23 protein-coding genes and 1 pseudogene are annotated in these 23,713 nt (G+C 62.1%); 9 read left to right on the top strand and 15 right to left on the bottom strand.

Features of this window, described 5'->3' with window-relative positions:
• Positions 1-23 precede the first annotated feature (23 nt).
• The gene (locus ACIPPQ_RS21065) at positions 24-1,451 is read left to right on the top strand and encodes a L,D-transpeptidase family protein (RefSeq protein WP_446546007.1); all 1,428 of its coding nucleotides are present in this window, start codon (positions 24-26) and stop codon (positions 1,449-1,451) included.
• Positions 1,452-1,512: 61 nt separating this feature from the next.
• Here the strand turns inward: ACIPPQ_RS21065 and ACIPPQ_RS21060 are convergent, their stop codons facing one another.
• The 6 genes from ACIPPQ_RS21060 to ACIPPQ_RS21035 form a co-directional block, all read right to left on the bottom strand.
• Positions 1,513-2,049, bottom strand: coding sequence for a CinA family protein (locus ACIPPQ_RS21060; RefSeq protein WP_446546025.1), 537 nt, complete (start codon positions 2,047-2,049; stop codon positions 1,513-1,515).
• Positions 2,050-2,054: 5 nt separating this feature from the next.
• A complete protein-coding gene (locus ACIPPQ_RS21055) occupies positions 2,055-2,549 on the bottom strand; it encodes a hemerythrin domain-containing protein (RefSeq protein WP_446546006.1) in 495 nt (164 codons plus the stop codon).
• A gap of 127 nt (positions 2,550-2,676) precedes the next feature.
• On the bottom strand, positions 2,677-3,333 hold the full coding sequence (locus ACIPPQ_RS21050; protein WP_446546005.1) for a DUF6766 family protein: 657 nt from the start codon (positions 3,331-3,333) through the stop codon (positions 2,677-2,679).
• A 46-nt stretch (positions 3,334-3,379) separates the two neighbouring features.
• The gene (locus tag ACIPPQ_RS21045; protein ID WP_446546004.1) at positions 3,380-3,991 is read right to left on the bottom strand and encodes a hypothetical protein; all 612 of its coding nucleotides are present in this window, start codon (positions 3,989-3,991) and stop codon (positions 3,380-3,382) included.
• 190 nt (positions 3,992-4,181) lie between these two features.
• The gene (locus ACIPPQ_RS21040) at positions 4,182-4,355 is read right to left on the bottom strand and encodes a DUF1328 family protein (protein ID WP_446546003.1); all 174 of its coding nucleotides are present in this window, start codon (positions 4,353-4,355) and stop codon (positions 4,182-4,184) included.
• Positions 4,356-4,609: 254 nt separating this feature from the next.
• The gene (locus ACIPPQ_RS21035; RefSeq protein ID WP_446546002.1) at positions 4,610-4,762 is read right to left on the bottom strand and encodes a hypothetical protein; all 153 of its coding nucleotides are present in this window, start codon (positions 4,760-4,762) and stop codon (positions 4,610-4,612) included.
• Positions 4,763-5,549: 787 nt separating this feature from the next.
• Here ACIPPQ_RS21035 and ACIPPQ_RS21030 point away from each other — a divergent pair.
• The 7 genes from ACIPPQ_RS21030 to sciP all read left to right on the top strand — a co-directional run bounded on the left by ACIPPQ_RS21030 (position 5,550) and on the right by sciP (position 11,209).
• Positions 5,550-5,894, top strand: coding sequence for a hypothetical protein (locus ACIPPQ_RS21030; protein WP_446546001.1), 345 nt, complete (start codon positions 5,550-5,552; stop codon positions 5,892-5,894).
• Between the two features lie 332 nt (positions 5,895-6,226).
• Positions 6,227-7,564 carry a glycine zipper 2TM domain-containing protein gene (locus ACIPPQ_RS21025; RefSeq protein ID WP_446546000.1) on the top strand — a complete coding sequence of 446 codons (1,338 nt, stop codon included), beginning with the start codon at positions 6,227-6,229 and terminating at the stop codon, positions 7,562-7,564.
• A gap of 552 nt (positions 7,565-8,116) precedes the next feature.
• On the top strand, positions 8,117-8,446 hold the full coding sequence (locus ACIPPQ_RS21020) for an ArsR/SmtB family transcription factor (protein WP_446545999.1): 330 nt from the start codon (positions 8,117-8,119) through the stop codon (positions 8,444-8,446).
• Between the two features lie 13 nt (positions 8,447-8,459).
• Positions 8,460-8,888, top strand: a complete 429-nt coding sequence (arsC, locus tag ACIPPQ_RS21015; RefSeq protein ID WP_446545998.1) for an arsenate reductase (glutaredoxin) — start codon at positions 8,460-8,462, stop codon at positions 8,886-8,888.
• A 9-nt stretch (positions 8,889-8,897) separates the two neighbouring features.
• Entirely contained in the window at positions 8,898-9,965 is a 1,068-nt protein-coding gene (arsB, locus tag ACIPPQ_RS21010; RefSeq protein WP_446545997.1) for an ACR3 family arsenite efflux transporter, read from the top strand.
• A 5-nt stretch (positions 9,966-9,970) separates the two neighbouring features.
• Entirely contained in the window at positions 9,971-10,729 is a 759-nt protein-coding gene (gene arsH / locus ACIPPQ_RS21005; protein WP_446545996.1) for an arsenical resistance protein ArsH, read from the top strand.
• A 195-nt stretch (positions 10,730-10,924) separates the two neighbouring features.
• Positions 10,925-11,209, top strand: a complete 285-nt coding sequence (gene sciP, locus ACIPPQ_RS21000) for a CtrA inhibitor SciP (protein WP_446546024.1) — start codon at positions 10,925-10,927, stop codon at positions 11,207-11,209.
• A 90-nt stretch (positions 11,210-11,299) separates the two neighbouring features.
• On the opposite strand, the gene ACIPPQ_RS20995 is transcribed toward sciP, so the two are convergent.
• Positions 11,300-11,674 carry a glycine zipper 2TM domain-containing protein gene (locus ACIPPQ_RS20995; RefSeq protein ID WP_446545995.1) on the bottom strand — a complete coding sequence of 125 codons (375 nt, stop codon included), beginning with the start codon at positions 11,672-11,674 and terminating at the stop codon, positions 11,300-11,302.
• Positions 11,675-12,226: 552 nt separating this feature from the next.
• Between ACIPPQ_RS20995 and ACIPPQ_RS20990 the strand changes: the two genes are divergently transcribed.
• Positions 12,227-12,736 carry a DUF3617 domain-containing protein gene (locus tag ACIPPQ_RS20990; protein WP_446545994.1) on the top strand — a complete coding sequence of 170 codons (510 nt, stop codon included), beginning with the start codon at positions 12,227-12,229 and terminating at the stop codon, positions 12,734-12,736.
• A gap of 387 nt (positions 12,737-13,123) precedes the next feature.
• On the opposite strand, the gene ACIPPQ_RS20985 is transcribed toward ACIPPQ_RS20990, so the two are convergent.
• The 8 genes and pseudogenes from ACIPPQ_RS20985 to ACIPPQ_RS20950 all read right to left on the bottom strand — a co-directional run.
• Positions 13,124-14,152, bottom strand: coding sequence for an IS110 family transposase (locus ACIPPQ_RS20985; RefSeq protein WP_446545993.1), 1,029 nt, complete (start codon positions 14,150-14,152; stop codon positions 13,124-13,126).
• Between the two features lie 163 nt (positions 14,153-14,315).
• Positions 14,316-14,946, bottom strand: a pseudogene (locus ACIPPQ_RS20980) (tyrosine-type recombinase/integrase).
• A gap of 134 nt (positions 14,947-15,080) precedes the next feature.
• Positions 15,081-16,313, bottom strand: a complete 1,233-nt coding sequence (locus ACIPPQ_RS20975; RefSeq protein WP_446545992.1) for an NAD(P)/FAD-dependent oxidoreductase — start codon at positions 16,311-16,313, stop codon at positions 15,081-15,083.
• A gap of 12 nt (positions 16,314-16,325) precedes the next feature.
• Complete coding sequence (locus ACIPPQ_RS20970) at positions 16,326-18,479, bottom strand: catalase (protein WP_446545991.1); 2,154 nt, start codon at positions 18,477-18,479, stop codon at positions 16,326-16,328.
• Between the two features lie 68 nt (positions 18,480-18,547).
• Positions 18,548-19,831: a glycoside hydrolase family 130 protein gene (locus tag ACIPPQ_RS20965; RefSeq protein ID WP_446545990.1), complete on the bottom strand. Its 1,284-nt coding sequence runs from the start codon at positions 19,829-19,831 to the stop codon at positions 18,548-18,550.
• A 7-nt stretch (positions 19,832-19,838) separates the two neighbouring features.
• Positions 19,839-21,926, bottom strand: coding sequence for a glycosyltransferase family 4 protein (locus ACIPPQ_RS20960; protein ID WP_446545989.1), 2,088 nt, complete (start codon positions 21,924-21,926; stop codon positions 19,839-19,841).
• Positions 21,927-22,303: 377 nt separating this feature from the next.
• On the bottom strand, positions 22,304-23,050 hold the full coding sequence (locus ACIPPQ_RS20955) for an HAD-IIB family hydrolase (RefSeq protein ID WP_446545988.1): 747 nt from the start codon (positions 23,048-23,050) through the stop codon (positions 22,304-22,306).
• Positions 23,047-23,713 (bottom strand): hypothetical protein (locus tag ACIPPQ_RS20950; RefSeq protein WP_446545987.1); only part of this gene is annotated, 667 nt, incomplete at its 5' end. The genes ACIPPQ_RS20955 and ACIPPQ_RS20950, both read right to left, overlap by 4 nt.

The following is a 23,713-nucleotide window of genomic DNA, read 5'->3' as shown; positions in this document are numbered from 1 at the left end:
CCTTGATTCATGAGGAGATTGATGTGCGTAACGGTGTGATTGCCTGTTCCTTGCTTGCCCTGTCTTTCACGCTCACAAGTTGCGACTCCTCCCCCGGCTCCAGGCAGTCCGGCGCCGCGGCCGAGGATGCGCGCTGGAGCGACGCGACCATCCGGCAATTGCGCGAAGCGATTGCGAGGCGGGCGGCGCATGGTCTCGACCGGATGCGTTTCGATGCACCCGAAAGCGACGCCGATCAGGCAGCGCTCACCCAAAGCGCGCTTCGCTATGCCGCAGCCCTCGCGCGCGGTGCTTCCGATCCTGCGAAACTGAACAGCATCTATAGCGTACCGCGGCCGAACCCGAACTTGAAAGCCGGTCTCGCCGAGGCGCTCGCGAAGGGCAAGGTAGGCGACTGGCTCGACAGCCTCGCACCGCAGGACGACAATTATCGCGCGCTGTCGAAGGCCTATCTCGCGCTTCGCAAGGCGAACGACGCGCCGGTCGCCGCGATCCCCGATGCCGGCAAACCGGTCGAGTCCGGCGCCACCGATCCGCGCATCCCGGCGATCGCACGCCAGCTCGTCGCCTCCGATTATCTCGATGGCGCATCGGCGCGGGGCGAGCGCTACGATCCGGCGATGGTGAAGGCGGTGCAGCGTATGCAGACCGATTATGGCATCAAGCCCGATGGTGTGATCGGCAGCGACGCGCTCGAGATCCTCAACCTCTCCGACGCCGACCGGGCACGGGCGATAGCGGTGGCGATGGAACGTTTGCGCTGGCTCGACCGCAATCCCCCCGCGACACGCGTCGACGTCAACCTCGCCTCGGCACGGCTCGCTTACTGGCGCGACGGCAAGCTCGCCGACACGCGGAAGGTGGTCGTTGGCAAACCCGAAACCGAAACGCCGCAGCTCGGATCGCCGATCTATCGGCTCGTTGCCAATCCGAGCTGGACGGTGCCGCGCTCGATCCAGAACAAGGAAATCGCCGGCAAGGGCGCCGGCTACCTGCGGCGCAACAATATGACGTGGAAAGACGGCTGGATCGTGCAGCAACCCGGGCCGAAGAATTCGCTGGGGCTCGTCAAGTTCGACATGCAGAACGAACATCAGATCTATCTTCACGACACACCCGCCAAGCCGCTCTTCGACGAGGTACAGCGCCAGCGCAGCCATGGCTGCGTCCGGATCGAGGACGCGCTGGGGTTCGCCGCGATGCTCGCGAACGACGAAGGGATATCGGCCGAATGGGAGAAGGCACGCGCTACCGGCAAGGAAAGTTTTGTCCCGTTGCCGAAAGCCATCCCGGTCCGGCTTACCTATCAGACCGTGCTCTTCGACGAGGCGGGCGAACCCGTGATCCGCGCCGATCCTTATGGCTGGAACGACGGCGTGTCGACCGCGCTCGGCTTCCCCGCGAACGAAGGGCATCGCCTGCGACCATCGGGTTCCGACGTGGGGCCATAGGGAAGCCCGGCGAAGACGAATGCTATCCTCGTCCGCTGGACATCCCGGCCGCCTCGCGCCCTTAAGGGGTGGCAATCATTCCTTCGCCGGCGGTGGTGGCGAGGATCTGCGCGTCGGTCGCCTGCGCCATTAACGCGAGAGCCGCGGCAACGGCATGGTCGAGGACAGCCTCGCGCCCGATATCGCCGAAATGGCATTCCTGTGCGAGGCGCCGACCATCGCGCGCCGCGCATGCGAGATAGACGAGGCCGACCTCTTCGTCCTTTTGCCGGGGACCGCAGAAACCCGTGAGGGCGATCGCAAGATCGGCATGGCTATTGTCGAGCGCCCCCGCAGCCATCGCCTCGGCAACCTCGGCATTCACGGCGTCGTGGCGTTCGGCGTCGGCGCGGTCGACGCCGAGGAGTTCGCACTTCGCATCAACCGAATAGACGACGAAGCCGCGCTCGAGATGCGGGCCAAGGGAAGTATCGCGCGCCATCAGCGCTGCGAGCTGGCCGCCGGTACAGCTCTCCGCCGTCGCCCAGCGAAGTTCGCTTCCGGCGAGCGACGCGGCGAGCCGCGCCGATCGCCGGTCGATATCGCGCTGGGCCGGCATCCTGCTCACATAGTCGTGGTTTGCGCGGGCGGCAGACCTTCGGCCCTGGCCTGCGCCGTCAGTTCTGCCTTGCGCGCCAGCATCGCCTGCCCCAGCGCATCGAGATCGACATCGGCGGCACGCGCCTGCTGGAACATATTGTCGTGCTGCTTCTCTTCCTCTTTCACGTGATGCTCGATCTCTTCCCGGAGCACCGTAACCTTGGAATCGAAGAATTCGTCGTCGGGGCTCGAAGCAACGATCTCGTTGATCAGCAGCTTGGCACCGTCATGCTCGACATAGGCTTCCTTCAGCAGATCCCCGTCGATCTTGCCCTCGAGCGCGGGATAAAAGATTTCCTCCTCGATCTGGGCGTGGATCTTGAGTTCGGTGCAGATCCGGTCGGCGAGCTTGCCCTTGGCGGCACTCCCGTTCGCCTTGCCGAAATCGGCGAAGAGCTTCTCGACCGTGCGGTGATCGGCGGTGAGGATATGGGTGGCGTCGGTGTCGATCGGTTTCACGTGCAGTCTCCCTTCGTGCCCACCCGAACCCTGCTAGAACGGCCGGTGGCGCCGTTGGTTGCTCGGCCGGTTCACACACGGCCGGGCGCTTGCCATAACCATCGGGGAAAGAAGACGGCGCGCCCGGTCAGTCGCCGGTGTGCGAATGCGGGGCCGCGACCGGCTTCGATTCCGGGGACTCGCGCTGGCGCAGGAAGATCGAGAGCACGACCAGCACCGCAGTCGACAGAAACTCGCTCTGCCAATTCTGGAAGGATTCGAACCAGAGTTGCGGGTCGCCAAGATAGGCCATCGTCGAAAGGGGGGCCTCGCCATGCTCCTTTGCCTCCTCGGCCGCGGCATGCGCGCTCTGCGTCCAGTGCAGGACGAACGAGAGGAGAAAGAGGATGAAGAGCACGGTCCCGAGCGACCGCGAATAGAGAGCCCGCGCCAGCCGCCCCTTGCGCAGGATCTCGGGGGCGTCGGGCTTCTGTGCCTGCGCCGTCAGATCGGCGTCGCGGGGAGGCTTGTCGGGATCCTTCGACTCCGAAGAACCGCGCTGGATCAGGATGGCCGTCAGCACGACATAGGCGGACATCTGCAGGAACTCACTTTCCCAATTTTCGAAGACGCTCGAAAGAAACTCGGGGCTGACCGTATAGGCGGAGAGCGACATGGCAGGCGCCCCATGACGGACCGCGTCTTCCAGCGCGACATGCCAGCCGGTCAGCCATTGACCCAATATGCTGCCGGCGAAGAGCAACAGGAGGATGATTGTGAGGCTGTTGTCCTTGATCGCGCGCATCACACTCTCCCGCTGACAGGCCTCCCGCGAAGATGCGGACGCATTGCTATTCCGATATGGTCTCGTCCTCGATGGCAGCGCGGATCATCCGGTCCCAGACGCCCGCATCGCCCACGCCGAGCATCGCGGCGCTTGGCTCGCGCAAGGTCCGGAGCACCGCGAGCGCCGCATCGCTATAATCGGGCCAGAGGGCATCAACCGCCGCACTCGCCGACGCGAGGTCGCCTTCGGCGTTCCGGCTGAGGGCATGTCCGGCAAGCGCGCGCGCGACGCGCTCGATCGGCGACGTCATCGCACGGTCCAGACTCCCGGGCGCTTCTCCATCGTCGCGGTCGTTCATCGAGCCAACCTCCTTCGTCTGCCGGACAACGCGGGCGGCGTCGGCAAGTTGCCTAACGGCCGGACTGTGCGGGCGAAGATATCGGAGTGGTTCGCAGGCCGCCAATGTTGCGCCCAACGAACTTTCGAGCTTCCAGATATCTGCGCCGGATTTCGTCATCCGGGCGAGAAGTTCGCCGCCCTCCCAGAGTTCGACGTGAACGCCATCCTCTTCCGTGCGGGCCACCTGAAAGGCGTGATCGGGCCCCTCGGCCTGAAACTCCACGCGTCGCGGATTGCTCGCGCTATCGGCGAGCAGGATCATGTGGAACTTGCGCATGTGCGCTTCTCCTCAATGCAGGGAGCAAGCGCTACCAGGCTCTCGGCGGCGATCAGCTGGACGAAGACACGGACCGACCACGGTATAATGCCGGAACCCACGAGAATCCGATCGGATTGAACCGCAGTCGTGGGGGCATTCTAACATGAAACCCGGCATTCCGCCAATCACTTGAACCGTTACGCGGCCATCACGGCAGCGGTCGTTGCCCGCCCCGCCCGAAGACGAAGCCGATGATCAGAAGGACGACAGCGAGAACGAGCAGGATTTTCGCGAAATCGGCGGACAGGCCCCCAATGCCGCCGAAGCCGAGCAGCGCCGCGACAAGTGCGACAACCGCAAAGATAATGGCCCATCTGAACATAGTCCTTCTCCTTGCCACATGCGGGTTCCGGCTGGTGCAGCGGCAACAATATGACGGGCTGCGAAAACGCCGGGAGGCTCCTGCGCGATACGAAAGCAACGCGGGACCGGACTTGAAGTTCCTGACACTGGACCATCACCATTCCCCCCTCTTCAAACGCTCGCTAATGGGCGGGATAGGGCATTGTTCCTGACGATCATGCCGGACGACGAACAGAGCGCTTCCGTCCGGTCGGGCGGCAGAAGCCAATCGTCTCAGACCCGCCGCCCGCTCGCCTGCCAGGTCAGGCCGGGCAGCTTGACCATCTCGCAGCCACACACCGTGCAATGGCTGACGAAGCGTCCCCGATCCCAGTGACTGGCCTTGAAGTCGACGAGGTGGCGGCCGAAAAGAGCGTGCAAAATCATGATCGCGCTCCTCGCTCGGATAGTGCGCCGCCCTCATTGTCCCAGCGGTCGAGCGCATGACGAAAGGGTGCCGGGAGACCATCTTGCGGACAGGCAGGTTGCGGCGATCCGGGGCGGGTGCAGTTATCGCTCGCCCAGCTATCGAGCGCGCGTTCCAGATCGGCTTGCCGCCGCGGAGACTGGCGGAACGCATTTTCCGTCGTTTGCGGAACATGTTCCAGTACATGGCGAACAAGGCGGCTCCACAGCCGAACGACCCGGCTGAAAGGTCGCGAGGGTTCAGGAATGGCGATCATCGGAAAACTCCCGGCGGGCAAGCGGGAGCTCGATGTCTCTCAGTCACGGGAAGCTTGCGATCGAAATCGGGTGATGGCGCATCTTATCACGGGGTGGACGCATTGCAGGCATCAATTCGCACCGGGGCATCGGCCTGCTCATCGGTATCAGCCCATATCGTCATCATTCCTCCGGCGCTGGCGCAGTCCCGGCGCTTTGCGGGACGGTATATCGGGATGGCGCTCGAAGGCGCCGCTTTCCCCGGACATGCGCCCGTTCTGAACGATGGCCGTCGCGCGCGTTTTCGAAGTGCCGAGGCTGCACAGCGCATAGCCGGCCAGGAGACGAGCTTCCCCCCCGACGCTCTGTCCGTTCCGTCGCCGAACAGGATGGCTCCGCCCTAGCATTCGACCGGCATCATCCCCACATGGGAAACATCGCATCCCATGCCCCGGGCGCCGGTGCGACAGAGAGATACTCCCATACTCCCGCTCGCCTATGGAGTCGGGTCATGCCGAACATATCAGACGTTTTGAAGCCTGAGCTGGCCGTAACCGCGCCGCATGTCATGGCGTTTCCATTGCTACCAGAGGCTGACCGGCGATCCGCCGTGGAGAGTTGGGAAAATGAAGGCGGTCACTTCCCCGCGTTCACGCCCTGCCGAAACCCCGGTCCCGCTGCTCCCGAACCGGCGGTGACCGACTCCGATACGCAGAGAGCGGAGATAGACTGGTTGACCCGTAAACTCGCCGACGACTTCGCCAATGGGCGCGTGGGAAAACGATATAGCACCTATCAACATCGCATGCGGGTCATTCGCCAATTGACGGCGATATGGAACGCAGGGCGCCACTGATCGCCGACGACCGGCGACTTGCGTCGAAAGTGCGCCCCAGGCGCGCTCCGCTCTCTATTGCGCGTCATTCTTTTCCTAATTCATGCCTCAGATAAAGCGATAGGCGATTTCTTTGCGCGAACCGTTTGTCAAATCTCCCGACCGCATTCTCATTACTTTGAAAAAATCTAAATAAACTTCAATCAAGATTATCCAGATAATTTATAATGATGAGATTCCTTATTTCCATATTTCGGAATATTATTCCATAAAACTGAAACTTAAGGAACAAAATCAGGCGCGGGGCGTTCATTCAAAGCGAACGGCATTTTGCCAGTTCCAGGAGCCCCCAAATGTACAGGTTTATTCTCGCGGCGAATATCGCCGCCATCGCCCTTGTTCCGTCCGTCGCCGGCGCACGAACGCAGTCGCAGGCGACCTGCGAAGAACAGCGCTCGACGCGCGTCGTCGCCACCATCGGTGGCGCGGCGGCCGGCGGCGTGCTCGGTAACGTCGTCGCGGGACGCGGAGAAAAGACGATCGGCACCGTGGTCGGCGCTGCCGCTGGAGCTGTTATCGCCAACCAGATCGCCAAGCCGACGCGCGATTGCCGCGACGCCTTCGGCTATTACGACGATCAGAACCGCTGGCACGCCACGGGCGTGAACTCCTCAGATGCCCGCGGCTATTATAATCGCGAGGGCATATGGGTCGATGGCCCGCCCAACGGCCGATATGGCAGCGATGGTCGCTGGGTCACTTATGCGGCGTCCAGTCGCGGCGAAGGCGACTATCGATCGGGCGGCGAATGGGTGCCGGCATCGGCGAATGGCTACTACGACCGTAACGACACCTGGGTGCCGGGTTCGGCCGGTGGCCGGTATGATGATCGCGGACGCTGGATCGGAACGGCTGCCTCCGCACCGCAAAATCGCCGCGACGATGCCTATGGCTATTACGACACCACCGGCGCCTGGCATGCGACCTCAACCGCGCGCGGCCGGGCCACCGGCTATTATGACCGCGACAACAACTGGGTCGCCGGAACCCCGAACGGCTATTATGACGAGCGGCGCAACTGGATCCCCCAGCGCGAGGACGGCACCGCGAGCGGCAGCTATGACGGCCAGAACCGCTGGATACCGGCCTCCTCGGCGGGCTATTATGATGACAATGATCGCTGGATATCCGGTGCGGCGAGCGGGCATTACGATCCGCGCGGTCGCTGGGTAGCGGGCGTGACCGTCGGCCATTATGATATGAACGGTCGCTGGATTGCCGGCGCTGCGAACGGACGCCGCGATGCAAACGGCAATTGGGTCGCCGATCCGCATCCGGGCTATTATGATCGCAACGGCCGATGGAACGCCGGCACGACGACAGGCTATTATGACGCCCGTGGGCGCTGGGTTCCTACCGGGCGCGAGGGCATGGGCAGCGACTATGGGACGAACCGTCCCGCTATTCTCTCGCAGCTCGCCAGCCTCGACCAATATGTCCGCACCGCCCGGTCGGAGCGCACGATCGACAATCGGACGACCATGAGTGCCACCCGCGAGCTGCGATCCATTCGCGCCAGCGAGCGGGCCATGCGGCATGACCGGATGGATCGGCTGTCGGCACGCAACGAAGCCGCGCTGCAATCGAGGATCGATCGCCTGAATCTTCGCCTGCGGCTCAGCCCGCAGTAAAACGAACGCCCGTTAAAGGGGATCTGCCGCTTCCGCTCGGTGCGGGGGCGGCAGCTTGTCGTCCGGATCACATGGCGAGCGGCGGGCCGGTCTTATTGGTCGGCCGCGCCCGCTTGCAGCTTACACCAACCGGCTCTTCGTGAACGATCGACTGCCGGGCTGGGCACGCGCATCATCCAGGCACTCGCAAAACAATTGGGCGCTGAGATTGTAGCCGAGGACGCCACGCCGGGGCCGCACGTGTCGCTGACCCGCACCGCGCGGATCGCAGGGCAGGTCGCCGCCAATGACGAAGCGGGTAAATAGCCGCGGCCTGATCTGCCCTCCCTCGATCGGGAGCGGGCATTCAGGACATCCACGTCATCCGCCCTTACACCCCACCGGCGAGGTTTCGCCGGCATAATCTCCCGACAAAACATCAACCGCTGGTCCTGGCTGGTTGGAGACTGTCCGCTATTAGGCAACGATTAGCCTATACGGACACTCGGCCTAATTCATCGGCCATTTACGATGGGAATTGACGAAGGTCAAAGTATCGGATAATCCCGATGCATGAACATCGATTCCGCGCTTCGCGCTCTCGCCGCTCTCGCCCATCCGACGCGCCTAGAAGCCTTCCGCTTGCTCGTCCGGCATGAGCCGGAAGGTCTGTCGACCGGCGAACTCGTTGACGCTTCGGGTCTCACGCAGAGCACCTTCTCGACGCATCTCGCTGTGCTGGCCAAAGCCGGTCTCGTAAAATCCGAGAAGCTCGGGCGACAGCAGATACAGCGAGCCGATATCGACACACTCCGAGAACTGATGCTCTTCCTTGCGAAGGACTGTTGCCAAGGCCGCCCCGAGCTATGCGAGCCGCTGCTCGCCGAACTCACCTGCTGCTGAAGGAACCAGCCCCGTGACCGACATCATCATCTACCACAATCCCGACTGCGGCACCTCGCGTAACACGCTCGCATTGATCCGCAATGCCGGGATCGAACCGCATATCGTCGAGTATTTGAAGACGCCGCCGTCGCGCGTGTTGCTCGACCAGCTAATCGAACGTGCCGGCATCACGCCGCGCGACCTGCTCCGCGAAAAAGGCACGCCCTATGCCGAGCTGGGCCTCGGCGACGAGAGCCTAGACGATAGTGCGCTCATCGACGCGATGATGGCGCATCCGGTCCTCATCAATCGCCCGCTCGTCGTGTCGCCGCTCGGGGTCAAACTCTGCCGCCCCTCGGAAGCCGTGCTCGACATTCTTCCGGCACGCCAGCTTGGCGCCTTCGCCAAGGAGGACGGTGAGCAGGTCGTCGATGCCGCCGGCAATCGCGTTCAAGCCTAGGAGATCGAAATGACCGCCGCAGCAAAGCGCGAACGGCTGGCGTTCCTCGATCGCTATCTGACGCTTTGGATATTTCTCGCGATGGGACTCGGCGTGTTGCTGGGGTCGGTCTTCACTGGACTGCCCGCCGCGATCGACGCCATCTCGGTCGGCACGACGAACATCCCGATTGCGATCGGCCTCATCCTGATGATGTATCCACCGCTCGCGCGCGTGCGCTATGATGAGTTCCCGCGTGTATTCGACGACAAGCGCGTCCTCGCCATTTCGCTGATCCAGAACTGGGTCATCGGCCCGGTGCTGATGTTCGCGCTCGCGGTCATCTTTCTCTCGGAAAAGCCGGAATATATGACGGGCCTGATCCTGATCGGCCTCGCGCGCTGCATCGCGATGGTGATCGTGTGGAACCAGCTCGCCAAAGGCGACAATCAATATGTCGCGGCATTGGTGGCATTCAACTCGATCTTCCAGATTCTCTTCTTCAGCGTCTATGCCTGGTTCTTCCTCACCGTGCTGCCGCCGCTCTTCGGTCTCGAAGGGAGCGTGATCAACGTGAGCTTCTGGACGATTGCCGAAGCGGTGCTCATCTATCTCGGCATCCCCTTCCTCGCGGGCTATCTCACGCGCAAGTTTCTCGCCCGCGCCAGAGGAGAGCACTGGTACGAGACGCGCTTCTTGCCGAAGATCGCGCCGATCACCCTCGTCGCGCTGCTCTTCACCATCGCTGCGATGTTCAGCCTCAAGGGCGGGGAGATTGTCACCATTCCTGGCGACGTCGTCCGGATCGCGATCCCGCTCACCATCTATTTCGTCGTACAGTTCCTCATCAGCTTCTGGATGGGAAAACTCATCGAAGCCGACTATCCGCGCACGACCGCGGTCGCCTTCACCGCCGCGGGCAATAATTTCGAGCTCGCGATAGCAGTCGCGATCGCCGCCTTCGGGCTCGCCTCGCCGGTGGCCTTTGCGGCCGTCATCGGCCCGCTGGTCGAAGTGCCCGTCCTCATCCTGCTTGTCGGCGTCGCCTTCCGCCTCGGCCGCCGCTGGTTCCCGGCCACCACGCCTTCAGAAGCCTGAGTATCATGACAGAACAGACCTATACGCGCCTCCGCTCGCTGGCCGATCCCGACCACCTCCCCGCCCTGAACACGGAATATATCCGCACGAAGCCGGCGCTCGGCCTCGGCCCGCTCGATCCCGCGCCGCGCATCCTGCTGCTCTACGGATCGTTGCGCGAACGCTCCTATTCGCGGCTTGTCGTCGAGGAGGCAGCGCGGCTGCTCCAGCTCTTCGGATGCGAGACGCGCATCTTCGATCCCTCCGACCTGCCGCTCCCCGACTTGATCGCGGATGACGATCATCCGGCAGTCGAGGAGCTCAGACAGCATTCGCTCTGGTCCGAAGGCCAGGTCTGGTGCAGTCCCGAGCGTCACGGCCAGATTACAGGCATCATGAAGGCGCAGGTCGACCATCTCCCGCTCGCCTACAAGGGTTTGCGCCCTACGCAGGGCCGCACCCTCGCTGTGATGCAGGTCTCGGCGGGTTCGCAGTCGTTCAACAGCGTCAACACGCTCCGCATCCTCGGGCGCTGGATGCGGATGATCACCATCCCCAACCAGTCGAGCGTCGCCAAGGCATATGCGGAGTTCGACGAAGCCGGCCGAATGCTGCCGTCGAGCTATTATGATCGCATCGTCGACGTTGCTGAGGAGTTGGTCCGTTTCACCGTACTGACGCGCGGCCATGCCGACCAGCTCGTCGACCGCTATTCGGAACGCAAGGACCGGAAAGAGCCTGTCGTGACGCCGGCAGAACTAGCTGAAATTCCGGGCACGCGTTGAGCGGTTTTGGTCATGTTCCGGTTTTTGTCGGACAGCGAGGAAAGCGGACACGCCGCGACGCATTTGTACCCCTGATGCGGTCGACCGTTGGTCGCATCGACCATCAGTTGGCAATATTTTGTTAACCTTATCGGCGCAGTTTTGGTGCGGGGGGCACGTAGAAGCGGCTTCGGCCGCGCGAATGGAGAGTTCGCGGTGCTCGATTTGAAGACGAAGCCGACATCGGTCGCCGGACCGCTGGGCCCGGTCACAGTGGACGATTTACCATCGTCATCGACAACCTATTGGACGGCTCGCCGGAAGGCCGAAGTTCTGGCGGCGATAGACGGTGGGCTAATGGACTTTGAGAAAGCCTGCGAGAGATATCGCCTCAGCCGTGAAGAGCTTGCCGCATGGCGGCACATGCTTGACCGTGCTGGGGTGCCCGGCCTTCGTATTACAAACAGGCAGCGCCTTCGTGATCAGTATATTTTCGAATAGATGGAGAATGGGTGCGGCGCGTCCCCCACAGCGCGCGGTACCAAGAGGGCGGCGCGGGCAGACTGGTCCCTCCCGCGCCGTCCATTCAGTTCATCGGCATTTGAGTTCGCCACGGTCGATGGCGCGGCCCAATAGACCGCCGCCGGCCGCGCCAATGATCGTCCCGACCGTCCGGTCGCGGCCGCCATCCAGCTCGCGTCCAACGAGCGCACCCACGGCGGCGCCGATGATGAGCCCGGTCGTTCCATTCTCGCGGCGGCAGTAATAACGTCCATCCTTCGCTCGCCAGATGCGGTCGTTTTGCGACAGGCGACGCGGCTCATAATAGCGGCCAGACCCGTCATACAGCCCGCGATCCTTGGCGCGCTTGCCATGGGCGGGAGCCCAGGGCGGCGGATCGGCAAGTGCCGGAGCACTCGGGATAGCAACGGCTGCAAGAACTGCGGCAGCAACATATTTCTTCATGGCCCGTCTCCTTCTTTGAAACGAGAACCATGGTCTTACCGAGCCGAACGATGGCTGAACGAAACATTCATGAGGGAGCGTTGATGCGCCACTCAGCGCCGAGGCTGGCAAGTGCCGAGGTTCGGACCACCAACCCTCTCTCGGAGTAAACAAGATGCTCCGCGCTAGCCGAAACAAATGTCGTCCCCGGTCGGACCTAATAGCGATTGTATGCGGCCATACCAGTTGAAAAACATTGCGCGCATGGCGGCCAGTAAAGCTAATGGCCATTTCTACTCCACAGGAGACGCCTAGATTGCTTCAAGGTCGACAGCTTACCGCTGGATCTGGCCTTTGCGGCCAGTCCGTTCTTGGAAGCAGACAATAAGAATGCGGACGTTGTTGCCTCCGCAATCGAACCGGCTGCCGGCCGATTACACCGATAGATAGTCTTCTAACTTTGGACGTGCATCCCATTGTAATCATGATACATGCGCGCTCGCAATCGCTTGGGCGTGAAGTGATTGCGACCTGGCGGGGGACCAAAAGCAACAATCGAAGGATTATCGAAGCATGAAGAAGTTTCTGACGGTCGCCGCGATCAGCGCGGCGCTGGCACTGGGCGGCTGCGGCAAGAGCGAAGACAAAGCGGCAACGCCGGCCGGGACGGCGAAGCGCGAAGCCGGCAACTGGAAGACCGACGTGAAGCTGGTCAAGTTCGAGATGCCGGGCGTACCCGACAATGTGAAGGATCAGATGTCGAAGCAACTCGCAGCCGCCAGCGGCACCGAACAGTGCCTCACGCAGGAACAGGCTGACAAGGAAGACGTCGCCGGCGCACTATCGAAAGGCTATGGCGAAGCCTGTACCTGGAGCAAGAACCAGATCGGCGACGGCAAGATCGACGTCGCGGGCACATGCACACAAGGCGCGCAGAAAGTCGAACTCGCACTCGCGGGAACCCTCGGCGCCAAGAAGACCGATGTTCTCGTGACGTCGAAGGGCAAGTCGCCGATGGGCGGCGGTGACATGGAAATGCAGATGCAAGTCACCAGCAGCAATATCGGTCCCTGCAAGGGCTGAACGGCGCAAAAAGGCGAGCGGATGAAGGGACGCGGTCCATACCGCGTCCCTTTTCAATGTCCAGACGAGTTGCATATCCGCTATCGGGAATCCGTTTGGATGCTTGCCACTCATGGCCGTGTGTGGACGGCCCTCCGTTGGCAAGCGGTTTCTAGAACGATGCAGTTTGCTGGTCGGTGCAGCCATGTGTCCGGCCTGTGATGCGGCCTTGTCATGCGCCGCTGGCCATGATGCCTTTCGCGCGGATCGGGTCCCGACCAATTGGACGCACTCGAGGTGCACCGGCCAAAATGGGTTTTCCTGATCCGGCGGTTTCAACCGGCTTTGTGCATCAGCTCCTGTCTGCCCTTCCCAACCTCGGCGACGCCATGATCGGCGCCTGATCTCCTATGCGTGCGCGACCTGCGGTTCGCGGTAGTGCTCTCCGCTCGTCATCAGCGCCCAGACCATGCGGGCGGTTTTGTTAGCTAGCGCCACAGCTGCAACTTTCTTCGCTCGACGCTTCATCAGTTCGATGAGCCACGGCCGTTTGGTGCCGTGCCGCTCGGCATGGCGGATGACGGCCATCGAACCGACGACGAGCATCTGACGCAGATACTGGTTGCCCGCACGCGATATGCCGCCGAGCCGCTCCTTCCCTCCGCTGGAGTTCTGCCGCGGGACCAAGCCTATCCACGCGGCGAGGTCGCGGCCTGTCTTGAACAGACGCGGATCGGCGACACTGGCAACAAAGGCGCTGGCAAGCAGCGGACCGATGCCGGGAATCTCCATCAACCGCCGCCCGACTTCTGTGTCGCGCGCACTCGCACGGATGCGCCGGTCGTTCTCGAGGATCTGTTCCTTCACGATGGCGAGCTGCGCCCCGAGCATCTCCAGGCAGAGCCGGGCATCGGGTGGAATCCTCTCGTCATCTTTGTCGGCGACTATCGCCAGCAGGCGCTCAAGCCCAATGCGCCCCACCGGCGCCACGATCCCAAACTCCGACATATGGGCCCGCGTCGCGTTCGACAGCTGAGTGCGCTGGCGGTTGAGCATCAGTCGGACCCGGTGAAGCATCATCACGCTCTGCTGCTCCGGAGTCTTCACCGTCACGAACCGCATCGTCGGCCGCGTCACCGCCTCGCAGATCGCCTCGGCGTCGGCAGCGTCGTTCTTGCCGCGCTTCACATAGGGCTTCACATATTGTGCCGGCATCAACCGAACATCATGCCCCAGCGCGATCAACTCCCGGGCCCAATGATGCGATGTACTGCAGGCCTCGATGCCGACCAGACATCGCGGTAGCTTCGCGAAGAACGGAATTACCCGCGCCCGGCTCAGGCGCTTGCGCACCAGGACCTCGCCTGCGGCATCAACACCGTGGACCTGAAACACCGACTTAGCGATATCCAACCCGACTGTTGCAATCTTCTCCATCGTAGCTCTCCTTCCAGCTCATCCTGCGGATCATACCGCGGGGAGTTGGAGAGCCGTCCACGTCATCAATTGGAGACTGTCAGCTTTTGGAGATCAAATAGAGAGAGCGGACGTTCTCAGACGCGCCAGAGCGCTCGCTCTCTAGGATATAGAGATTTGATCGTTAGACTTCGATGCCTTCAGCCAGAGTCAACGCGTCTTCAACGTCGACGCCGAGGTATCGCACGGTATTTTCAATTTTGGTGTGACCGAGCAGAATTTGGACGGCACGTAGGTTGCCGGTTGCCTTGTAAATAATCGACGCCTTTGTGCTCCGCAACGAATGCGTCCCGTAATCTTCACTTCGTAGGCCAACCGTGGTGACCCATTCGTCGACGAGACGTGCATATTGGCGCGTGCTCATATGAGCGGAGTGGTCGATCCGGCTGGGGAACGCAAAATCCTCGATCGATCCACCGCGCCGCTCAAGCCATGCCAAGAGACTCCCGCGAGCATCCGACATGATTTCGAATTGAACTGGTCGATTGGTCTTCTGCTGGATCACCATCGCCCGCGTTCTCAACTCACCGCCGGCGACAAGGTCGCCGATCTCTATCTTCACTAGATCGCAGCCTCTCAGTTTGCTGTCGATCGCAAGATCGAAAAGCGCCCTGTCTCGAAGCCGATGCTCGCGATCCAGATGAAAGCGAATTTGCCCATATCTACCGTGGTTTTAACGGCCGCTTTGCACCAATCTTTCGACCGGCATTCCACGCCGGTCGCAGAGGTAAATAGTCGAATTCTGACCTACCCATGATTGTTCTCCTGTGGCCAAAATGGCCAAAAAGGGAAACGCTCGGGTCAAGCCGATTGGCCGGTTGCGGAAGGTCACCTTGCGGGCCGACAAATCGGAAAGCGGACATATTTCGAAGGAAGGATGTCTCTGCAGTCAAAATTTGCGATGAAAGCTGACCAGATCGGCGTCGGGATCGCCATAGCCGCAAATCAGGCCGCGCAGCATCTGCGCGGCCATCATCGAGAAGGTGATGCCATTGCCGCCATATCCCATCGCAGCATAGCAATTCGGCATGCCGGGAATTCTACCGATGGTCGGTGTCCCGACCGGGCTGTCGCCGAAACTGCCGGCCCAGCTATAGGCGGGCGTCGCGTCCACTCCTGGCAGCAGGGCAGCAAGCTTTCGCGACAGCGTCGCTGCCTTGTCGGGGAGCTTGGCGTCGCGGAGAGCCGCATCGGCTATTTCCTCATCCTCGCCGCCGCAGATGATTTCTCCGCGTGGGGTGGTCCGGATGTACAGATAGGGATCGGCGGCTTCCCATATCATCGCGGCGGTCGACCAGATGGTGCGGGGCTGCGGGCGCGTCGCGATCGACCAGCTCGAGATGATCTTGTTTCCCTTCCGCGGGATTCCCTTCATCATCTCATATCCCGTTGCCATGACGACATGGCGTGCGCGAATCCTGGGGCCGCGAGCCGATACCAAGACAACCCCATCGTCCGTCGGCGCGATGTCGCAGATATCGACGGATGAATAGAGCCGCGCGCCGCGAGCCAGTGCGACGTTCAGATAACCCGCCGTGAGACGACGCGGATCGGCGGAATAATTGCCGAAACCGATCAGCGCATGGCGTCCCTTGATCCCATATCGCTCCTGCACCGCAGCGGGCTTGAGCAGCTCGACCTCGAACCCCGCGCGTCGCCGGGCGTCGGCTTCGAGCGCAAGCCCGTCAGCATCGAGGACATTGCCGTCGAGATAGATCGAGCCGCGCGTCGCACCATCGACGGCAAGGCCCAGCCGTTCGGTCCGTTCGCGTAGCGCGTCGACCGACTGGCGCGATCGCCGCCAGATGCGTTCGGCCCTTTCGCGCCCGATCCGCTCGGCCATCAAGGTCAGCGGCGTGTCGAGCTCATATTGCAGCATCGCGGTCGACGCAGCAGTCGATCCCTCTGCCGGTCCCCGGCGATCGACGATAACGGTCTTGAGCCCCGCGTCCGACAACGCCTCCGCGATCAGCGCGCCCGACACGCCGGCCCCCACGACGACCGCATCGCACGCAATGTCCCTTGTCAGCGGCTGCGCAGCGATCGCAGGACGTCGCCGTGCCGACCAGATCGACTGGCCGGTCCGGAGATCGCGGTGATGGGTCGCCGATGCGCGGCTCACCAGGACAGACGATCAGGCAAGATCGCGCACCTTGGCTTCGCGTGCCCAATGACGCCGGGTGCCCACACTTTCGAACTTGTCGATCGCAACGACACCGCCGTCCTTTTCGACCCCCGCCTTGTCGAGCAGCAACAGCGTCGCCTCGTCATGCGCGATCGTCTTGCAATGGCCATAGGCGTCCATGAACCACTGCACCGCCGCGCCCTGCGCCGAAAGCACGGTGGCCTGTTCTTCGGTCAGGATCGAAGCCACGGCGTCGAACAGCACCGAGGGCGAGCCTGCGAGCTGGCCGTCGGCCTTGAGCGTGCCGCCCTTGACCTTGATCCCGCCGACCTTCGGCGCGACGAGGAAGGCGGTGCCGCCGGCGCTTTCGATGTCGCCCTTCAGCTTGTCGATCACCGCCTTGTCCGATCCTTCGGCAAAGAGGATCGCGACCTTGCGGCCCTCCATCGTATCGTCGGCATTCTTCTGGATCGACAGCGCGTCGGACGTATTGAGATCGACCGGCGCCCGCGCAGCCTTTTCCTTCGCCGGCAGATCGATGGCGAGCCCCATGGCGACACGCGTCGCGAGATCCTCATCGATGTTGCGAAGCTGGCCGACGACGCGGGCGCGGACATGATCGAGCGTGACCTTCGACAATTCGAACACCAGCGCCGAGGCGATATGCGCCTGCTCATTCTCGGTCTGCGACAGGTAGAACAGTCGCGCCTGGCTGAAATGATCGGCGAAAAGCTCCGCGCGAATGCGCAACTTCTGCGCAGGGTCGTTCCGCTCGTCATTGGCCGTGAAGGTCGAGAAGCCCGTTTCGGCGCTCGCGCGTGGGCCGCCATTCTCTCCGGCTTCGGCAAGGCTGTTGGGCTCGTAGTTGGCACGCCCGGTCGGCACGAGCGTCTGCATCATCCCGTCGCGCTGGAAATTGTGGAACGGGCATTTGGGCGCGTTGATCGGGATCTGGTGGAAATTGGTCGTTCCCAGCCGCGACTTCTGCGTATCGAGATAGGAAAAAAGCCGGCCCTGAAGCAGGGGATCATTGCTGAAATCGATGCCTGGGATGATGTTCGACGGCAGGAAAGCGACCTGTTCGGTTTCGGCAAAGAAATTGTCGACGTTGCGGTTGAGCGTCATGCGGCCTACGATCTCGACCGGAACATCCTCCTCCGGAATAAGCTTGGTCGCGTCGAGCACATCATAAAACTGCTTCTTGGCGAAGGCTTCGTCGAACACTTGGACGCCGAGATCCCACGCCGGAAAATCGCCCGCGTCGATCGCCTCGAACAGGTCGCGGCGGTGGAAATCAGGATCGGCACCCGCGATCTTGACCGCTTCGTCCCAGGTCGTCGACTGAATGCCGAGCACGGGTTTCCAGTGGAATTTGACAAACTTGCCGTCGCCCTTTTCGTTCACGAAGCGAAAGGTGTGGACACCGAAACCCTCGATCATCCGCAGGCTGCGCGGGATCGTGCGGTCGGACATCGCCCACATGATCATGTGCATCGCCTCGGGCATCAGCCCGATAAAGTCCCAGAAGGTGTCGTGCGCGCTCGCCGCCTGCGGATAGCCACGGTCGGCTTCCATCTTCACGCTATGGACGAGGTCGGGGAATTTCATCGCATCCTGGATGAAGAAGACCGGGATGTTGTTGCCGACGAGATCCCAGTTGCCGCTGTCGGTGTAGAGCTTGACCGCGAAGCCGCGGACGTCGCGCGGCGTGTCGACCGACCCGGCGCCGCCGGCGACGGTCGAGAAGCGGACGAAAACTGGACAGGTCGTGCCCTCCTTCTGCAGGATCGACGCCTTGGTCAGCCCGGGGATCGCCTTGGTGCATTCGAACACGCCGTGCGCGCCCGATCCGCGCGCGTGGACGATCCGCTCGGGGATGCGCTCATGGTCGAAGTGGAAGATTTTCTCGCGAAGGATGAAATCTTCGAGCAGCGTCGGCCCGCGCTCACCGGCGCGCAGCGAATTCTGGTTGTCGGATATGCGATGGCCGAAATTGTCAGTGAGATAAGCTGCTGAATCGGTCAATTTGCCGCCCGATGCCACATTCTGGTGCAGCTCGTCACCATTGCCGCGGCTCACCTCGATCTTCGGCTGGCCTTCGCCCGGCCGGTGTTCGCGAAGCGCATGGTCATTCGCGGGGGACGGCGGCGGAGATTTCGGCATCGATCATTCCTTCTGCCGCGGAAGGCGACACTCCTACAATCCGCCGCTTCGCCTTATGTTGCGTGTCGCTAGGCCATGGCGGCCAGAATCTCCTTGATCGCGACGAACGCAAAGCAGACCGAGCTGTCCGCCACACCATAAGGCAGGAAAATATCGTCGCCGACGCGGATCGCGCCGCAGGTGTAGACGACATTGGGGACATAGCCTTCGCGGTCCTCGTCGGCGGCTGACAGGATCGGATTGGGCGTCCGGCCGACGACCTTCGACGGATCGGCCTTGTCGAGAAGCACCGCACCGATCGCATATTTGCGCATCGCGCCGACGCCATGGGTCAGCACCAGCCAGCCCTCGTCGAGTTCGATCGGCGCGCCGCAATTGCCGATCTGGATGAGTTCCCATGGAAAGCGCGGCTCCAGCAATAATTCGCCGTCCTCCCACTGATCGACCGTGTCCGAGCGCAGCAGATAGAGATTCTTGCCATCCTGCCGACCGATCATGCAGAATTGCCCGTCGATCTTGCGCGGGAACAGCGCCATGCCCTTGTTGCGTCCCGCCTTTCCCTTGATCGGGCTCAGCGTGAAATCCTTGAAATCTCGCGTCCGCAACAATTCAGACTGGATGTCACGGCCGCTGTAGGCCGTGTAGGTCCCGATCCACTCGCTTTTACCGCTGTCGCGCTCGAACTCGAGCAGCCGCAAATCCTCGAGGCCGTTGCGCTGCGCCTCCGTAATCGGGAAGATCACCGTGCCCGACAAGGTGCTGTCCTTCTGGCGGTAGAGCGAAACGACCTCGTCGGGCTTGTCGTCGCGGTGCGGACCAAGCATCGCCGCCGTAGCGAAGGCGGGCTGCGGAAGCAGCGTCAGTTCGCGGTCGCAGGTAATGATTCCCTCGCGAAAGGCGATCGTCGAGATATGACCCTCACCGACCGCGCGCAGCGACAGGAGGATGCGGATGCAGCCTTCCTCCAGCCCGGTCTGGTCGGGATGACGAACGACGCTGGGGTTCATCAGCGCCGCCGCCGCATAACTATATTCGTGACAGAAATAGGCGCCGATCAAGAGGCGCATCTCGCGCTTCAATGTGAGGCCTTCGAGACCAAGTTTGGGTTCGATCTGCTCGAATCGATCCTCAAACACCTTCTCGATCTGCCAGTGCCGGTCGGCGAAATCGCGCAGCACCACACTGAGCTCGGCGCGCACGGTGCGCGTGTCGAGCGTCACGATTTCGCGAGCCAGCCGCTGTACGCGCTCGAGATCGGGACCCGATGCTTGCCATGCGAGGTGAAAGGGCCGCACGACGACGCGCGTCGGGTCGGCATGGAGCCGCAATTCATCCTGGACAAGATGCACCATAATCCCCTCAGTCGGCTTTGCAGATGAAATCCCGGATCGCGTAAGTCGCGTGCTGGTAGGCAAGAACCGACTCCGCCCCTTCGTTGAGGTTCAGCCCGCGCGGGTTAATGCCATCTTTGCTGGTCCCGGTCAGCGGATCACCAACGACCGCACCGCGGTCGTTACGCCCGGAAAACCATTCATAGGCGCGCAGCGCGTGCGCCAGCCATATATCGTCACCGGTCACGTCATAGGCGGCCGACGCCGCATCGATGGTAGCCCAAATCTCGAGCGGCTGCTGATCGAATGGCCGCGGCAGCTCATAGGCATGGCCGAAGCTGTCGGACCCGACCGGCCGATAGTGACCAAAAGGCGAAATCTGCACATCGTTGATCCACCGCAACGCCTCGACTCCGCACGCGGTAACATCCGCGCGCTCAAGTCGCACGCCCGCGCGCAGCATCGCTTCGGGCAGGCGGCAATTGTCATAGGCGAGTACCGGCTCGAACCATCGCCAGTCCGGCCGCGCGGCAGCCTGATAGAGCGCGATCAGCCGGTCAGCGCCGCTGCGCAATATCCGGTCCGCCAGATCATCCTCGGGATAGGCCGCGAGCACAAAATCGGCGCCGAGCATCGCAAAAGCGGTCGCACGCGGCGACTGGAAGTCCAGCGCAGACGCTGCGGTGCGCTCGAACAGTTCATGCGCCCATTGCCGCAGGCCGGGATCGCGTGCGTCGCGAGCCGTCGCGCCGAGCGCCCAGAGGGTTCGTCCGCAGCTATCCTCGGACCCCACATCCTCGAGCCAGTTGCGCCCGAAGCTCATGAAGTTGCGAAATTCGCCGCGGCCCGGGTTCCAGGCATGCTGCACGAACGCGGCAAAGACCGAAGTCAGTTGCCCGCAACGGGCGAGCGCGTCTTCGTCGAGCCGATGCATCAGCATTAGCGCGCGCGCATTGTCGTCGACACAATAGCCGTGCGCGCGATCGGGGATCATATGAACGCTATGCTGGAGGATGCCGGTATCGTCGCAAATTCGCAGGAACCCATCGATGCCGATATGCTCGGCTATGGGCGCAGCTTTCGGAACGACGCGGCTTTCCGCGATCAGCGAACAGGTCCGCTCGGCGAACACCGGCCAGATCATGTCGCGACTGCGATCATAGGCGCGACGCTGCAGCGTGAGCAGCCGGTCGGCATCGCCCAGCAGGTTGCCGATCTCGTTCGCGATCGCTTCGCTGTCGTTGAAGGGAACGAGCACGCCATGATCGTCGGCGAGGAGCTCAACCGCATGGACATATGGCGTGGAGATCACGGCCTTGCCCAGCGCCATCGCATAGGCAAGCGTGCCCGACGTCGATTGCTGCGCCCCGATATAAGGCGTCACATATATGTCCGCCGCCTCGATAAGATCGAGCAGATCGTCGGTGTCCATGAACGCATTAATCCAGCGGACATGCGCATCGACCCCGAGCGAGACAGCAAGCGCCTGGAGCCGGTCGCGATAGGCCTCGCCTTCAAGCGCCAGCAGATTGGGATGCGTCGCGCCAGCAACGCAGTAGAGGAAGTCGGGGTGATCTTCGATGATCGCGGGCAATGCCTCGATGACCGCCTCGATCCCCTTGCCCGGCGACAAAAGACCGAAGGTCAGCGCGACCTGTTTGCCCGCAAAGCCGAACTGCGGCTTGAACTGCGACGCGCGGCCGAAGGGACGATCGGGGACGCCATGTGCGATCATGGCGATCTGGTCGTCGTCGGCATGATAGACGCTTCGCAGCAGATCGTGCGAGCGCTCGGACATGACGACCAACTTGGTCGCGCGCGCGATCAAGCGCTCCATCACGCGGCGCTGATCGGTGTCAGGTTCGGCGAGTACCGTGTGAAGCGTAACGATCAGCGGTGCGGAAACACGATCCACCAGTTCCAGGATCATGTCGCCCGCCAAGCCGCCAAAGAGGCCGAACTCGTGCTGCAGCAACACAATCTCGGCACAGCTCGCCTCGATTTGCCGGGCCGCCTCGACAAAGCTACCGGCGTCACCCTCGGTTATGACGCCGCGAACAACGGGGTCGAATATCGTGGGAACCGCGGCCGGCGCCATCGCATATACGTCGACCACAAGGTCGGGAGCAGCCTCGGCTAGCGATGAATGGATGTCGGTGGTGAAGGTGGCGATGCCACAGCGTCGCGGAAGAAAGCCGCCGACTAGCGCGATCCGGGCAGTATCCGAAGTTTTTGGCCGAAGCGTTTGGCACGCCTCCAAACCTTCATCGAACGATCTACGATCAAGCGTTTCGTACACAGGCATACCTTCCAAAAATGATGCGACAGAAGGCCTCACCCAGTATTTTGTCGTTTGCTTCGAGACGCGCAGCCGGTCGCGAACATCAGAAAACAGAACAATTCAGCGACGCATTTGTTCCCCTTGGCACGCGCCTCGCCGGGAGTCGTAAGGGGCAATCTCGGTAACGCCGACCGAACATCGCCGCCGCATTTTCACTTCAGACAGGCAACGATGATTTCGATGATCGCAAGCGTTTCGCTCGGATCGCGAACGGCGATCGTGTCCAGTCCCAGCGCCTTGGCTGGATAGTCATTGCCGCCCAGGAATATCGCATCGCCGATGAACAGCATTGCACCCAGTTCAATACCGCTTTCGTCGCTCAGCTTCGTCAGGCCATAGGCCTTGTCGACGCCTTCGCGCGTGACATCGATCGACGTAGCGCCGCCCATATTGATCGACAGGCCCGGCAGACGTTGGCGAAGGTCGGCTTGGATCACCTTGCGCTTCGCGAAATCGGGATCCCATTTTTCCTTGGCATCGATCGGCGCTTCCTGACCCAATGCCGAGAATGTGATCTGGCTTCCCCGGTCCTCGACCCGCTCGCCCCAGACCGCTTCGGGAACGAACCCGGTCGCCCGAAGCGCCGCATCGAAGGCTTCGAATATGCGCTGCTTCTCTTCGTCGGCGAAGATTTCGGCATAGCGCGCCTGCCACGCGCCCGAACGGAAAGTGTAAAGCTTTGTGCCGGTCGTCGGCATGAGCCAAAGCCGGGGAAGGTCCGCGCGCTCGGGAAGGCGCGTCGCCACCTGTTTTTCGAACTGCGGCCAGTCGCCACCGGATATCACCGCAACATCTGCCACGCCGAGGAGATCGGCAAGCGCCTCACCCATCGCGGGTTCCATCGGCTGCTTGCTTTCGGCAAGCGTTCCATCAAGATCGAAGGCAATCAGCCGTTTCATGCAGGCGTCGCTCCGCGCCCGTCGATCGCCGCGTCACGCTGCCGCCGCGCGGCGGTTTTGGCATCGGCAAGGTTCGAATAGCGATAGTCGCCCACCGCAAATTGTTCGACATAGGTCCGGATAATGCCATCCTCCTCGTCGCTCGGTGGACGCAGGCCTCCGCCCTCGCCTTCCCACGCCGAGCGTGACGCAGCTTCATCGATCGCGGCGGCGAGAGGGCCGTCCTCCACGCCCAGCGAGTGATAAAAGTCGCGCCCGACGGCCAGAAGGGTGGCGCGAATATCGACGACCGGATCGTCAGCTCCGTCGCTTCCTGCAGCGCGATATTGGTGTGTCGCCTTTTCGAAGGCCTTTGCCATGAGCAATTCGGCGATCAGTACATCACTGACCAGATCGTCCGGCGTTTCAAGGGCGTCGGCAGGTGATAGAGCGAGATCGGCGATAGCCTCGGCATCTCCGCTCAAGCCGCGCCGCTCGCGATATTCGTTGATCCGTTTGGCATAATAGCGCGGCAGGTCAAAGTTTGGCATCGCCTGTGACGTGCTCCCCTGAAATGTGACCGAATTTGAGTAGAGTCCGACGCGAAGGAGTCGGACAGAATGAAGCGAAGCAGGTTCAGCGAAGAGCAGATCATCGCGATATTGAAGGAGCATGAGGCGGGGA

The sequence above is a fragment of the Sphingopyxis sp. LARHCG72 genome (assembly GCF_052871675.1).
Note: the sequence above shows the minus strand (reverse complement) of the source record. Positions and strands in the feature narration are given on the sequence as shown.

Excerpts from the sequence above, each read along its gene's own strand:
- ACIPPQ_RS21060 (WP_446546025.1), bottom strand. The coding sequence starts at position 2,049 with ATGCCGGCCCAGCGCGATATCGACCGGCGATCGGCGCGGCTCGCCGCG.
- ACIPPQ_RS21050 (WP_446546005.1), bottom strand. The coding sequence starts at position 3,333 with ATGCGCGCGATCAAGGACAACAGCCTCACAATCATCCTCCTGTTGCTC.
- ACIPPQ_RS21045 (WP_446546004.1), bottom strand. The coding sequence starts at position 3,991 with ATGCGCAAGTTCCACATGATCCTGCTCGCCGATAGCGCGAGCAATCCG.
- ACIPPQ_RS21040 (WP_446546003.1), bottom strand. The coding sequence starts at position 4,355 with ATGTTCAGATGGGCCATTATCTTTGCGGTTGTCGCACTTGTCGCGGCG.
- ACIPPQ_RS21035 (WP_446546002.1), bottom strand. The coding sequence starts at position 4,762 with ATGATTTTGCACGCTCTTTTCGGCCGCCACCTCGTCGACTTCAAGGCC.
- ACIPPQ_RS21030 (WP_446546001.1), top strand. The coding sequence starts at position 5,550 with ATGCCGAACATATCAGACGTTTTGAAGCCTGAGCTGGCCGTAACCGCG.
- ACIPPQ_RS21025 (WP_446546000.1), top strand. The coding sequence starts at position 6,227 with ATGTACAGGTTTATTCTCGCGGCGAATATCGCCGCCATCGCCCTTGTT.
- ACIPPQ_RS21020 (WP_446545999.1), top strand. The coding sequence starts at position 8,117 with ATGAACATCGATTCCGCGCTTCGCGCTCTCGCCGCTCTCGCCCATCCG.
- arsB (WP_446545997.1), top strand. The coding sequence starts at position 8,898 with ATGACCGCCGCAGCAAAGCGCGAACGGCTGGCGTTCCTCGATCGCTAT.
- arsH (WP_446545996.1), top strand. The coding sequence starts at position 9,971 with ATGACAGAACAGACCTATACGCGCCTCCGCTCGCTGGCCGATCCCGAC.
- ACIPPQ_RS20995 (WP_446545995.1), bottom strand. The coding sequence starts at position 11,674 with ATGAAGAAATATGTTGCTGCCGCAGTTCTTGCAGCCGTTGCTATCCCG.
- ACIPPQ_RS20990 (WP_446545994.1), top strand. The coding sequence starts at position 12,227 with ATGAAGAAGTTTCTGACGGTCGCCGCGATCAGCGCGGCGCTGGCACTG.
- ACIPPQ_RS20985 (WP_446545993.1), bottom strand. The coding sequence starts at position 14,152 with ATGGAGAAGATTGCAACAGTCGGGTTGGATATCGCTAAGTCGGTGTTT.
- ACIPPQ_RS20970 (WP_446545991.1), bottom strand. The coding sequence starts at position 18,479 with ATGCCGAAATCTCCGCCGCCGTCCCCCGCGAATGACCATGCGCTTCGC.
- ACIPPQ_RS20965 (WP_446545990.1), bottom strand. The coding sequence starts at position 19,831 with ATGGTGCATCTTGTCCAGGATGAATTGCGGCTCCATGCCGACCCGACG.
- ACIPPQ_RS20955 (WP_446545988.1), bottom strand. The coding sequence starts at position 23,050 with ATGAAACGGCTGATTGCCTTCGATCTTGATGGAACGCTTGCCGAAAGC.